This is a genomic window from Pseudomonas sp. DW-iso3, assembly GCF_058725305.1.
Genome location: NZ_JBZXDZ010000001.1, coordinates 501,675 through 513,814, shown reverse-complemented (window position 1 = coordinate 513,814; position 12,140 = coordinate 501,675). Strand labels below are relative to the sequence as shown.

The window sequence follows — 12,140 nt, the reverse complement described above, 5'->3', positions numbered from 1 at the left end:
GTTTCAAAACCCGGCATACCGCCCTCTGAAACCGACGCTGCCTGGCTTGCGCCCGCCCCTGCACGTTGCAAAAGGTCTCGGCGCCAGTGTACAAATGGCTCGCTGCTGTCTGGAAATTGTCTTCAAAAGCGCTCCGGCGCCCTTCTTGAACACCCTTAAAAACCGTAGCCCTATTGGTAAGACGCGACATTTAATTATAAGATCGCGCCTTCCCCTATTTCGTCGCCCCGTGCGGCTTTCGCCGCAGGTCTCGCCCGTTGTCACAATAAACAAGGCTTTGAGTATCTGCGGTCTGTTGCAAAAAGGTAGTTAATGATGAGCGCAAGGCACTTTCTCTCCCTGATGGATTGCACGCCCGAAGAGCTGGTCAGCGTGATCCGTCGAGGCATTGAGCTTAAAGACCTGCGTAACCGCGGCGTACTGTTCGAGCCTTTGAAAAACCGCGTGCTCGGCATGATCTTCGAGAAGTCGTCGACCCGCACCCGCGTGTCGTTCGAAGCCGGCATGATCCAACTGGGTGGCCAAGCCATCTTCTTGTCTTCGCGCGACACCCAACTGGGTCGTGGCGAGCCGATCGCCGACAGCGCAAAGGTGATGTCGAGCATGCTCGACGCCGTGATGATCCGTACCTTTGCCCATAGCACTGTGACCGAATTTTCCGCCAACTCCCGCGTACCGGTGATCAACGGCCTGTCCGACGATCTGCACCCGTGCCAATTGCTGGCTGACATGCAGACCTTCCTTGAGCACCGAGGCTCGATCCAGGGCAAGACCGTGGCCTGGATCGGCGACGGCAACAACATGTGCAATAGCTATATAGAAGCGGCGATCCAGTTCGATTTCCAACTGCGCGTTGCCTGCCCGGAAGGCTACGAGCCTGACGCGCGCTTCCTGGCACAGGCCGGCGACCGCGTGACCTTGGTCCGCGACCCGCGTGACGCCGTGATCGGCGCGCACCTGGTGAGCACCGACGTCTGGACCTCCATGGGCCAGGAAGACGAAACCGCCAAGCGCCTGGCCCTGTTCGCCCCGTACCAGGTGACCCGCGCCCTGCTCGACCTGGCCGCGCCAGACGTGCTGTTCATGCACTGCCTGCCGGCCCACCGTGGCGAAGAGATCAGCACCGACCTGCTCGACGACCCACGCTCGGTCGCTTGGGACCAGGCTGAAAACCGCCTGCATGCGCAAAAAGCGCTGCTCGAATTCCTCGTTCCGCCGTCGTACCACCACGCATGAGCCATTCATTACTGCTGAACCTGCGCAATCTGGCATGCGGCTATCAAGATCAACGGGTGGTGCAGAATCTCAACCTGCACCTCAATGCCGGTGACATTGGCTGCCTGTTGGGCTCTTCGGGTTGCGGCAAGACCACCACATTACGCGCGATTGCCGGGTTTGAGCCGGTACACGATGGCGAGATCAGCCTCGCGGGCGAAGTGATTTCCAGTGCCGGTTTCACCCTGGCACCGGAAAAACGCCGTATCGGCATGGTGTTCCAGGATTACGCGCTGTTTCCTCACCTGAGCGTGGCCGACAACATCGCGTTTGGTATTCGCAAACACCCGCAGAAAGACCGCGTGGTGGCCGAGTTGCTGGAGCTGGTCAACCTGAAGAACCTGGGCAAGCGTTTCCCCCATGAGCTTTCCGGCGGCCAGCAACAACGCGTCGCCCTCGCCCGCGCCCTGGCGCCGGAACCGGCCCTGTTGCTGCTGGATGAGCCGTTTTCCAACCTGGACGGCGAACTGCGCCGCAAGCTCAGTCATGAGGTGCGCGACATCCTCAAGGCACGCGGCACCAGTGCGATCCTGGTGACCCACGACCAGGAGGAGGCCTTTGCCGTCAGCGACCAGGTCGGGGTTTTCAAGGAGGGCCGTCTTGAGCAGTGGGACACGCCCTACAACCTCTATCACGAACCGCAGACGCCTTACGTTGCCAGCTTTATCGGCCAGGGTTACTTCATCCGTGGCCAATTGAGTTCGCCGGAATCGGTCAGCACCGAACTGGGCGAGTTGCGCGGCAACCGCGCCTACACCTGGCCTATCGGCGGCGCAGTGGATGTGCTGCTGCGCCCGGACGATATCGTCTACGCGCCTGACAGCGCGTTGAAAGCGCGGATCATCGGCAAGACCTTTCTTGGCGCGTCGACCTTGTACCGCCTGCAACTGCCGACCGGCGCGCTATTGGAGTCGATTTTCCCCAGCCATGCCGATCATCAGGTCGGCGCGGATGTGGGGATCCGTGTGGCGGCCGAACACTTGGTGCTGTTCCAGGCCTCAGGCAGCACCGCCGCGCAGATTCCTCAGAGCGAGTCCGGCGTGCGGCGCCACAGCCCCGCCCACTGAATAGCTGACGAAACCGGCTTAACCATGTGGGAGCGGGCTTGCTCGCGAATGCGGAAATTCAGTCAGCACATCTTTGACTGATACACCGCATTCGCGAGCAAGCCCGCTCCCACATTTTCATTTCATGCGTTTCAAACGAGATTCAGGCCCGGCCAATCGGCGCGAATTTGGCCTGGGTATGTTCAGCCAACACCGCCGCCGGCAACTCCACTTCCAACCCTCGCCTCCCCGCACTGACAAAAATCGTCGCAAACGGCTCAGCCGTCACATCGATAAACGTGCGCAATCGCTTCTTCTGCCCCAACGGACTGATGCCGCCCAACAGGTAACCGGTTGAACGCTGCGCTGCCGCCGGGTCGGCCATTTCGACTTTCTTGACGCCCGCAGCGTGAGCCAGGGCCTTCAGATCCAGACTTCCGACGACCGGCACCACCGCCACCAACAATTCGCCCTTCTCGCTGCTCGCCAACAAGGTCTTGAACACCTGCGCCGGGTCGAGCCCCAACTTTTCCGCGGCCTCCAGCCCATAGGAAGCCGCCTTCGGGTCGTGTTCATAACTGTGGATACGATGTTCGGCGCGAACTTTTTTCAACAGGTCCAATGCGGGGGTCATGACGTCTCCGGGCGTGGCAAACAGATGGCCAATTCTAGGCCAAGCCCACGCAAAACGCTCTAGTCCGCCCACTCTTAAGGTGCAGGCACCTTGTGGCAAGCGTGATCATTCACCAGACCAATAGTTTGAAAGTGACTGGCAGTTCACTTTCGACCTTTGACAGCCGTCATTCTTGTCTATATTTTTTCGTTTCCGAATACTGTAGGAATACACCTGCAGCACCGAAGCAGTAAGCCGTGACCGGGATGGGGATTCTTGCCACGGTGAAAATCGCGCAACAATCCGTTGAGGTTGTGCGCCAGACAAGAACAACAACTGAGGTTTTCCATGACAACTGCTCTTCAACAACCTTCACTTTCGAGCCAATGCATGGCCGAATTTCTGGGGACTGCGCTTCTGATCTTCTTCGGTACAGGATGTGTCGCTGCGCTCAAGGTCGCGGGTGCCAGCTTTGGCTTGTGGGAGATCAGTATCATCTGGGGGGTCGGCGTCAGCATGGCGATCTACCTGAGCGCCGGGATTTCCGGGGCCCACCTTAACCCCGCCGTCAGTATTGCCCTGTGTATTTTCGCTGACTTCGACAAGCGCAAACTGCCCTTCTATATCCTTGCCCAGATTGCCGGCGCCTTCTGCTCGGCGGCCTTGGTGTACACGCTCTACAGCAACCTGTTTTTCGATTACGAACAAACCCACCACATGGTCCGCGGCTCCCAGGCCAGCCTGGAGTTGGCGTCGGTGTTCTCTACTTACCCCCATGCACTGCTGAGCACCGCCCAGGCGTTCCTGGTGGAAATGGTCATCACTGCCATCCTGATGGGCGTGATCATGGCCCTGACCGACGACAACAACGGCCTGCCCCGCGGCCCGCTGGCCCCGCTGCTGATCGGCCTGCTGATCGCGGTGATCGGCAGCGCCATGGGCCCGTTGACAGGCTTTGCGATGAACCCCGCGCGGGATTTCGGGCCCAAGCTGATGACCTTTTTCGCGGGCTGGGGTGAAATGGCCTTTACCGGTGGCCGCGATATTCCTTACTTCCTGGTGCCGATTTTCGCGCCGATCGTTGGCGCATGCCTCGGTGCTGCAGCCTATCGCGGGCTGATTGCCCGTCATCTGCCGAGCGCCGCACCTGCTATAGATGAAGAAACACCTGACACGGCTGTCAACGGCAAGACCCGTATTTCCTGATAGCGCCAGCCTGGACGCACCTGCCCTTTTTGCGGCCCAGGCTGATTACCGATTTTCTTATTTTCCAAGGCATTCGACATGACCGATATTCAGAATAAGAACTACATCATCGCCCTTGACCAAGGCACCACCAGTTCCCGGGCGATCATCTTTGATCGTGACGCCAACGTGGTCTGCACTGCCCAGCGTGAATTCGCCCAGCATTACCCACAAGCAGGCTGGGTCGAACATGACCCGATGGAAATCTTCGCCACCCAGAGCGCCGTGATGGTCGAAGCCCTGGCCCAGGCCGGCCTGCACCATGATCAGGTCGCGGCCATCGGCATCACCAACCAGCGTGAAACCACCGTGGTGTGGGATAAGGTCACCGGTCGCCCGATCTACAACGCGATCGTCTGGCAGTGCCGCCGCAGCACCGAGATCTGCCAGCAGCTCAAGCGCGATGGCCACGAGCAGTACATCAGCGACACCACCGGTCTGGTTACCGACCCTTACTTCTCCGGCACCAAGCTCAAGTGGATCCTCGACAACGTCGAAGGCAGCCGCGAGCGTGCGCGCAACGGCGAACTGCTGTTCGGCACCGTCGACAGCTGGCTGATCTGGAAATTTACCGGCGGCAAGACCCACGTCACCGACTACACCAACGCCTCGCGCACCATGCTCTTCAACATCCACACCCTGGAGTGGGATGCGAAGATGCTGGAAATCCTCGACATCCCGCGCGAGATGTTGCCGGAAGTGAAGTCTTCCTCCGAAATCTACGGCCGCACCAAAAGCGGCATTGCCATCGGCGGTATCGCCGGTGACCAGCAGGCCGCGCTGTTCGGCCAGATGTGCGTCGAAGCCGGCCAAGCCAAGAACACCTACGGCACCGGCTGCTTCCTGTTGATGAACACCGGCGACAAAGCGGTTAAATCCAAGCACGGCATGCTCACTACCATTGCTTGCGGCCCGCGTGGCGAAGTGGCCTACGCTCTGGAAGGCGCCGTGTTCAATGGTGGTTCCACCGTGCAGTGGCTGCGTGATGAGTTGAAAATCATCAACGACGCCCACGACACCGAATATTTCGCGGGCAAGGTCAAGGACAGCAACGGCGTGTACCTGGTGCCCGCCTTCACCGGCCTGGGCGCCCCGTACTGGGACCCCTACGCCCGTGGCGCACTGTTCGGTCTGACCCGTGGCGTACGCGTGGACCACATTATTCGTGCAGCCCTGGAGTCGATTGCCTACCAGACCCGCGATGTACTCGACGCCATGCAACAGGATTCGGGCGAACGCCTCAAAGCCCTGCGCGTGGACGGCGGCGCAGTGGCCAACAACTTCCTGATGCAATTCCAGGCCGACATCCTCGGCACCCAGGTCGAGCGCCCGCAAATGCGCGAGACCACCGCACTGGGCGCGGCCTACCTGGCAGGCCTGGCGTGCGGCTTCTGGGGCAGCCTGGAAGAGTTGCGCGGCAAGGCCGTTATCGAGCGCGAATTCGAACCGCAGTTGGACGAAGCGGCCAAAGAGAAGCTCTATGCCGGCTGGCAAAAAGCAGTCAGCCGCACCCGTGACTGGGAGCCCCACGAAGGGGCTGAATAAGCCAACATCCGGTTGTAACTGGCAGGGAGCGGATTCCTGCGTCATCATGGGCCACTTTTGTATGGCAGCCCAAAGGACGCCCCATGAATCTGCCTCCCCGCCAACAACAAATCCTCGAGTTGGTCCGCGAACGCGGCTACGTCAGCATCGAGGAAATGGCGCAGCTGTTCGTTGTCACCCCGCAAACCATCCGCCGCGATATCAACCAGCTGGCGGATGCCAATCTGCTGCGCCGCTACCACGGTGGCGCGGCCTATGACTCCAGTGTCGAGAACACTGCGTACGCCATGCGTGCTGACCAGATGCGCGACGAGAAACAGCGTATTGGCGAAGCGATTGCCGCGCAGATCCCCGATCACGCCTCGCTGTTCATCAATATCGGTACCACCACCGAATCCATCGCCCGTGCGTTGCTCAACCACAATCACCTGAAAATCATCACCAACAACCTCAACGTCGCCACCATGCTCAGCGCCAAGGACGACTTCGACGTGCTGCTGACCGGCGGTAACGTGCGCCGTGACGGCGGCGTGGTGGGCCAGGCGAGTGTCGACTTCATCAACCAGTTCAAGGTCGACTTTGCTCTGGTGGGCATCAGTGGTATCGATGAAGACGGCAGCCTGCTGGATTTCGACTACCAGGAAGTGCGGGTTTCCCAGGCGATCATCGCCAATGCGCGTCAGGTGATCCTGGCGGCAGACTCCAGCAAATTCGGGCGCAATGCCATGATTCGACTGGGCCCGATCAGCCTGGTGGATTGCCTGGTGACCGATCAACAGCCGGTGCCGGCGTTGGTGCAGTTATTGAATCAGCACAAGGTTCGGCTGGAAGTGGTTTAAACACTGGATATCTCTGGCGCCTGTACCGCCGCCTTCGCGAGCAAGCCCGCTCCCACATTTGACCGGATTCTCATGCTGGAACTCGGTCAATGTGGGAGCGGGCTTGCTCGCGAAGGCTATCTATCCACCCCCCATTTCCTCAAGCCTGTCCCCGGCTCATGTTCACAAATTTTCCTTTTCCCGCCCTTCGATGAGTTTTTTCAATCGAAGTCGGCTGGCTGCGCGCGCGTTTATCAGCTACCATTTTCGCAAATGAACATTAATGTTCGAATTCCAAGACGAAAAAATCGCGAGGCCAGCCGATGAACCCTTCCACCTTGCCTGCTCCACCGCTTGCCGAAGTCTATGACGTTGCCGTTATCGGCGGCGGGATCAATGGCGTCGGCATTGCAGCGGACGCAGCCGGTCGCGGTTTGTCGGTATTCCTTTGCGAAAAGGACGACCTGGCCAGCCACACCTCATCCGCCAGCAGCAAGCTGATCCACGGCGGCCTGCGCTACCTCGAACATTATGAATTCCGCCTGGTGCGCGAAGCGCTGGCCGAACGTGAAGTGCTGCTGGCCAAGGCCCCGCACATCGTCAAGCAGATGCGCTTCGTGTTGCCGCATCGCCCACACCTGCGTCCGGCATGGATGATCCGCGCCGGCCTGTTCCTCTACGACAACCTCGGCAAGCGCGAAAAACTTGAGGGTTCCAAAAGCCTGAAGTTCGGCCCCGACAGCCCGCTGAAAAGCGAAATCACCAAGGGCTTCGAATACTCCGACTGCTGGGTCGATGACGCCCGCCTCGTCGTGCTGAACGCCATGGCCGCCCGTGAAAAAGGGGCGCACATCCACACCCAGACCCGCTGCATCAGCGCACACCGCAGCAACGGCATGTGGGAAATGAACATGGAACGCGCCGATGGCAGCCTGTTCTCAATCCGTGCCCGCGCACTGGTGAACGCCGCCGGCCCATGGGTCGCCAAGTTCATCAAGGACGATCTGAAGCTGGATTCGCCTTACGGCATCCGCCTGATCCAGGGCAGCCACCTGATCGTCCCGAAACTGTACGAAGGCGCCCACGCGCACATCCTGCAGAACGAAGACCAACGCATCGTCTTCACCATTCCGTACCTGAACCACTTGACCATCATCGGCACCACCGACCGCGAATACACCGGTGACCCAGCAAAAGTGGCGATCACCGAAGGTGAAACGGACTATATGCTCAAGGTGGTCAACGCGCACTTCAAGAAACAACTGAGCCGCGACGACATTGTCCACACTTACTCCGGCGTGCGCCCCCTGTGCAACGACGAATCGGACAACCCGTCGGCCATTACCCGCGACTACACCCTGGCACTGTCCGGCGGCACAGGCGAAGCGCCGATCCTGTCGGTGTTTGGCGGCAAGTTGACCACGTATCGCAAGCTTGCCGAATCGGCGATGGCGCAGTTGGCACCGTATTTCACTCAGATGCGCCCAAGCTGGACCGCCAAGGCCAGCCTGCCTGGCGGCGAAGACATGACCACGCCAGAGGCCCTGGCCGAGGCCATTCGCAGCAAATTCGACTGGGTGCCAAGTGAGATCGCGCGCCGCTGGTCCACCACCTACGGCAGCCGCACCTGGCGCTTGCTGGAAGGCGTGCAGTCGTTGGCGGACCTGGGCGAACACCTGGGCGGTGGCCTCTATACCCGTGAGGTTGATTACCTGTGCGCTGAGGAATGGGCGACCCAGCCTCAGGACGTGCTGTGGCGCCGCACCAAGCTGGGTCTGTTCACCACGCCGGCAGAACAGGCCAACGTGCAGCGCTACTTGTCGACCGTTGAGCAGAATCGCAGCAAGATCGAAGCCGCCTGACGGATCGCTACTATAAAAAGCCCCTGCGCTGAAAGGCTCAGGGGCTTTTTTTCGCATTCGGTTTTCCGAACGTCACAGTGCCATCTATTCGGTTTGCCGGACCTCAGTCCTGAAAAAACATCGTCACACAAACTTAATCACCCTATAAATCATAGAGTTAACCTTTTATCTCGGGCCTGGCACGACTCATGCTCTACACTCTTGGACGATTGCCTGGAACGCTTCAGGAGCCGTCACGGGCATTCGCTGTACAAGAGAGCCGTTTAGCCGGCTTCATAAAAAAAACAAATGTCGAGGAAGTATTGATGCGCATCGTTCCCCATATTCTGGGCGCAGCTATCGCTGCTGCTCTGATCAGCACTCCAGTTTTCGCCGCCGAACTCACCGGCACGCTGAAAAAGATCAACGACTCCGGCACCATCACTCTCGCTCACCGCGACAGCTCCATTCCGTTTTCCTACATCGCGGATGGTTCGGGCAAACCCGTGGGCTACTCCCACGACATTCAGTTGGCCGTCGTCGAGCAACTGAAAAAAGACCTGAACAAACCCGACTTGAAAGCCAAGTACAACCTGGTCACTTCGCAAACCCGTATTCCGCTGATCCAGAACGGCACCGCGGACCTCGAGTGCGGCTCCACCACCAACAACGCCGAACGCGCCCAGCAAGTTGATTTCACCGTCAACATCTTCGAAATCGGCACCCGTCTGCTGGTCAAGAAAGACAAGGATGGCAAGCCGTCCTACGCTGACTTTGCCGACCTGAAAGGCAAGAACGTCGTGACCACCGCCGGCACCACGTCCGAGCGCATCATCAAAGCGATGAACGCCGACAAGCAAATGGGCATGAACGTCATCTCCGCCAAAGACCATGGCGAATCCTTCCAGATGCTGGAAAGCGGCCGCGCCGTTGCCTTCATGATGGACGACGCCCTGCTGGCCGGTGAAGAAGCCAAGGCCAAGAAGCCGGACGACTGGGTCATCACCGGTACTCCGCAGTCCTTCGAAGCCTACGCATGCATGGTGCGTAAAGACGACCCGGCCTTCAAGAAAGCGGTCGATGACGCCATCGTTGCCCTGTACAAATCCGGCGAAATCAACAAGATCTACAGCAAGTGGTTCGAGAGCCCGATCCCACCAAAAGGCCTGAACCTGAACTTCCCGATGAGCGACAAGGTGAAGGAGCTGATCGCCAACCCAAGCGACAAGCCAGCGCCTGACGTAAAAATCTGATACCTGACTAAGCTTATCTCCTGAGGGAGCCAACCCTCCCTCAGGCGTCTGTTACTACCTGCTGGCTTTAATTGGAACACTCGACCTGGCGGTTTTCGAGCCGATCGTGTGTGCCTGGCGTTCACCGTCAGGCGGGAAAGGATCTTCCCCAAGCGGGTGCTTGTACATCGATCGATTTCGAGGGGAGACCCTAATGAATTACAACTGGGACTGGGGCGTGTTCTTCAAGTCCACTGGCGTGGGCAGCGAGACTTATCTCGACTGGTACATCGCCGGCTTGGGCTGGACCATCGCCATCGCTGTCGTGGCATGGATTATCGCCTTGCTGCTGGGGTCCATTCTGGGCGTCATGCGCACCGTGCCAAACCGCATCGTATCGGGCATCGCGACCTGCTACGTGGAACTGTTTCGTAACGTGCCGTTGCTGGTGCAGCTGTTCATCTGGTACTTCCTGGTACCCGACATGCTGCCGCAGAACCTGCAGGACTGGTACAAACAAGACCTCAACCCGACCACCTCGGCCTACCTGAGCGTTGTCGTGTGCCTGGGCCTGTTCACCGCCGCCCGTGTGTGTGAGCAGGTGCGTACCGGTATCCAGGCGCTGCCACGCGGCCAGGAATCCGCCGCGCGCGCCATGGGCTTCAAGCTGCCGCAGATCTATTGGAACGTGCTGCTGCCGCAGGCCTACCGAATCATCATTCCACCGCTCACCTCGGAATTCCTCAACGTCTTCAAGAACTCCTCCGTGGCGTCCTTGATCGGCCTGATGGAACTGCTGGCGCAAACCAAACAGACCGCCGAGTTCTCGGCCAACCTGTTTGAAGCCTTCACCCTGGCCACGCTGATCTATTTCACCCTGAACATGAGCCTGATGCTGCTCATGCGCCTGGTCGAGAAGAAAGTCGCAGTGCCCGGCCTGATCTCCGTGGGGGGTAAATAATGGACTTCGATTTCAGCGGCATCATCCCCGCTATCCCAGGCCTGTGGAACGGCATGGTCATGACCTTGCAGTTGATGGTCATGGGGGTAGTCGGCGGCATTGCGCTGGGTACGGTCCTGGCGCTGATGCGCCTGTCGTCCAGCAAACTGCTGTCCCGCGTGGCCGGCGCTTATGTGAACTACTTCCGCTCGATCCCGCTGCTGCTGGTGATCACCTGGTTTTACCTGGCGGTGCCGTTCGTATTGCGCTGGATCACCGGCGAAGACACCCCGATCGGTGCGTTCACCTCCTGCGTCGTGGCCTTCATGATGTTCGAAGCCGCGTACTTCTGCGAGATCGTACGGGCCGGCGTGCAGTCGATCCCCAAAGGCCAGATGGCAGCAGCACAGGCCATGGGCATGACCTACGGCCAGACCATGCGCCTGATCATCCTGCCCCAGGCGTTCCGCAAGATGACCCCGTTGCTGCTGCAACAGTCGATCATCCTGTTCCAGGACACCTCGCTGGTCTACACCGTGGGCCTGGTGGACTTCCTCAACTCCGCCCGCTCCAACGGCGACATCATCGGCCGCTCCAATGAGTTCTTGATCTTCGCCGGTGTCGTCTACTTCATCATCAGCTTTTCCGCCTCGCTGCTGGTCAAGCGTCTGCAAAAAAGGTTTGCCGTATGATCTCTATCAAGAATATCAACAAGTGGTATGGCGACTTCCAGGTGCTGACCGATTGCAGCACCGATGTCAAAAAAGGCGAAGTGATCGTGGTGTGCGGGCCGTCGGGCTCGGGTAAGTCCACCCTGATCAAGTGCGTCAACGCGCTGGAACCGTTCCAGAAGGGCGACATCGTGGTCGACGGCACCTCCATCGCCGACCCGAAGACCAACCTGCCGCAGCTGCGTTCGCGCGTGGGCATGGTGTTCCAGCACTTCGAGCTGTTCCCGCACCTGACCATCACCGAGAACCTGACCATCGCGCAAATCAAGGTACTTGGTCGCAGCAAGGAAGAAGCGACCAAGAAAGGCCTGCAACTGCTTGAGCGTGTGGGCCTGTCGGCACACGCCCACAAGCACCCGGGTCAGCTTTCCGGCGGCCAGCAACAACGTGTGGCGATTGCCCGCGCCCTGGCCATGGACCCGATCGTCATGCTGTTCGACGAACCGACCTCGGCCCTCGATCCGGAAATGGTCAACGAAGTACTCGACGTAATGGTGCAGCTGGCCCAAGAAGGCATGACCATGATGTGCGTGACCCACGAAATGGGCTTCGCCCGCAAAGTGGCCGACCGCGTGATCTTCATGGACGCCGGCAAGATCATCGAAGACTGCCCGAAAGAAGAGTTTTTCGGCGACATCAGCGCCCGCTCCGAACGCGCGCAGCACTTCCTTGAGAAAATCCTGCAGCACTAAAAAAGCCACAGCTTGCTCCTCCTGTAGGAGCGAGCTTGCTCGCGAAAAAGGCAACGATGACGCGCACATCCTGGATGAACGCGATGCCCTTGGTTTTTTCGCGAGCAAGCTCGCTCCTACAGGAAGGGGTGAGCGGTAGCTGACCCAAGGCATCTGTGATGA

General features: G+C 59.3%; 11 protein-coding genes. 10 read left to right on the top strand and 1 reads right to left on the bottom strand.

The window, feature by feature from the left end; translation table 11 throughout:
• Positions 1-315: 315 nt before the first annotated feature.
• Complete coding sequence (gene argF, locus AC4PS7_RS02335) at positions 316-1,236, top strand: ornithine carbamoyltransferase (RefSeq protein WP_010212747.1); 921 nt, start codon at positions 316-318, stop codon at positions 1,234-1,236.
• Positions 1,233-2,342 (top strand): ABC transporter ATP-binding protein, encoded by a 1,110-nt coding sequence (locus AC4PS7_RS02330; RefSeq protein ID WP_010212748.1) that lies wholly within the window; start codon positions 1,233-1,235, stop codon positions 2,340-2,342. The genes argF and AC4PS7_RS02330 overlap by 4 nt, the downstream gene beginning before the upstream one ends.
• 142 nt (positions 2,343-2,484) lie before the next feature.
• Here AC4PS7_RS02330 and ybaK read toward each other — a convergent pair whose 3' ends face one another.
• Positions 2,485-2,955 carry a Cys-tRNA(Pro) deacylase gene (gene ybaK, locus AC4PS7_RS02325; protein ID WP_010212749.1) on the bottom strand — a complete coding sequence of 157 codons (471 nt, stop codon included), beginning with the start codon at positions 2,953-2,955 and terminating at the stop codon, positions 2,485-2,487.
• A 327-nt stretch (positions 2,956-3,282) separates the two neighbouring features.
• Between ybaK and AC4PS7_RS02320 the strand changes: the two genes are divergently transcribed.
• The 8 genes from AC4PS7_RS02320 (at position 3,283) to AC4PS7_RS02285 (ending at position 11,978) form a co-directional block, all read left to right on the top strand.
• A complete protein-coding gene (locus AC4PS7_RS02320) occupies positions 3,283-4,140 on the top strand; it encodes an MIP/aquaporin family protein (RefSeq protein ID WP_010212751.1) in 858 nt (285 codons plus the stop codon).
• A gap of 78 nt (positions 4,141-4,218) precedes the next feature.
• Positions 4,219-5,724 (top strand): glycerol kinase GlpK, encoded by a 1,506-nt coding sequence (gene glpK, locus AC4PS7_RS02315; protein WP_010212752.1) that lies wholly within the window; start codon positions 4,219-4,221, stop codon positions 5,722-5,724.
• A gap of 83 nt (positions 5,725-5,807) precedes the next feature.
• Positions 5,808-6,563, top strand: a complete 756-nt coding sequence (locus tag AC4PS7_RS02310) for a DeoR/GlpR family transcriptional regulator (RefSeq protein WP_010212755.1) — start codon at positions 5,808-5,810, stop codon at positions 6,561-6,563.
• 302 nt (positions 6,564-6,865) lie between these two features.
• Complete coding sequence (gene glpD, locus AC4PS7_RS02305; protein ID WP_010212758.1) at positions 6,866-8,404, top strand: glycerol-3-phosphate dehydrogenase; 1,539 nt, start codon at positions 6,866-6,868, stop codon at positions 8,402-8,404.
• Between the two features lie 305 nt (positions 8,405-8,709).
• On the top strand, positions 8,710-9,636 hold the full coding sequence (locus tag AC4PS7_RS02300; RefSeq protein WP_010212760.1) for a glutamate/aspartate ABC transporter substrate-binding protein: 927 nt from the start codon (positions 8,710-8,712) through the stop codon (positions 9,634-9,636).
• A gap of 193 nt (positions 9,637-9,829) precedes the next feature.
• Positions 9,830-10,576: an amino acid ABC transporter permease gene (locus AC4PS7_RS02295; protein ID WP_010212762.1), complete on the top strand. Its 747-nt coding sequence runs from the start codon at positions 9,830-9,832 to the stop codon at positions 10,574-10,576.
• Positions 10,576-11,247: an amino acid ABC transporter permease gene (locus tag AC4PS7_RS02290; RefSeq protein ID WP_010212763.1), complete on the top strand. Its 672-nt coding sequence runs from the start codon at positions 10,576-10,578 to the stop codon at positions 11,245-11,247. The genes AC4PS7_RS02295 and AC4PS7_RS02290 overlap by 1 nt, the downstream gene beginning before the upstream one ends.
• Positions 11,244-11,978, top strand: coding sequence for an amino acid ABC transporter ATP-binding protein (locus AC4PS7_RS02285; protein ID WP_010212765.1), 735 nt, complete (start codon positions 11,244-11,246; stop codon positions 11,976-11,978). The genes AC4PS7_RS02290 and AC4PS7_RS02285 overlap by 4 nt, the downstream gene beginning before the upstream one ends.
• Positions 11,979-12,140: the final 162 nt, after the last annotated feature.

What these genes read in the sequence shown, in the direction of transcription:
- ybaK (WP_010212749.1), bottom strand. Translation starts at nt 2,955, where the DNA reads ATGACCCCCGCATTGGACCTGTTGAAAAAAGTTCGCGCCGAACATCGT.
- AC4PS7_RS02330 (WP_010212748.1), top strand. Translation starts at nt 1,233, where the DNA reads ATGAGCCATTCATTACTGCTGAACCTGCGCAATCTGGCATGCGGCTAT.
- AC4PS7_RS02310 (WP_010212755.1), top strand. Translation starts at nt 5,808, where the DNA reads ATGAATCTGCCTCCCCGCCAACAACAAATCCTCGAGTTGGTCCGCGAA.
- argF (WP_010212747.1), top strand. Translation starts at nt 316, where the DNA reads ATGAGCGCAAGGCACTTTCTCTCCCTGATGGATTGCACGCCCGAAGAG.
- glpK (WP_010212752.1), top strand. Translation starts at nt 4,219, where the DNA reads ATGACCGATATTCAGAATAAGAACTACATCATCGCCCTTGACCAAGGC.
- AC4PS7_RS02320 (WP_010212751.1), top strand. Translation starts at nt 3,283, where the DNA reads ATGACAACTGCTCTTCAACAACCTTCACTTTCGAGCCAATGCATGGCC.
- AC4PS7_RS02295 (WP_010212762.1), top strand. Translation starts at nt 9,830, where the DNA reads ATGAATTACAACTGGGACTGGGGCGTGTTCTTCAAGTCCACTGGCGTG.
- AC4PS7_RS02300 (WP_010212760.1), top strand. Translation starts at nt 8,710, where the DNA reads ATGCGCATCGTTCCCCATATTCTGGGCGCAGCTATCGCTGCTGCTCTG.
- glpD (WP_010212758.1), top strand. Translation starts at nt 6,866, where the DNA reads ATGAACCCTTCCACCTTGCCTGCTCCACCGCTTGCCGAAGTCTATGAC.
- AC4PS7_RS02285 (WP_010212765.1), top strand. Translation starts at nt 11,244, where the DNA reads ATGATCTCTATCAAGAATATCAACAAGTGGTATGGCGACTTCCAGGTG.
- AC4PS7_RS02290 (WP_010212763.1), top strand. Translation starts at nt 10,576, where the DNA reads ATGGACTTCGATTTCAGCGGCATCATCCCCGCTATCCCAGGCCTGTGG.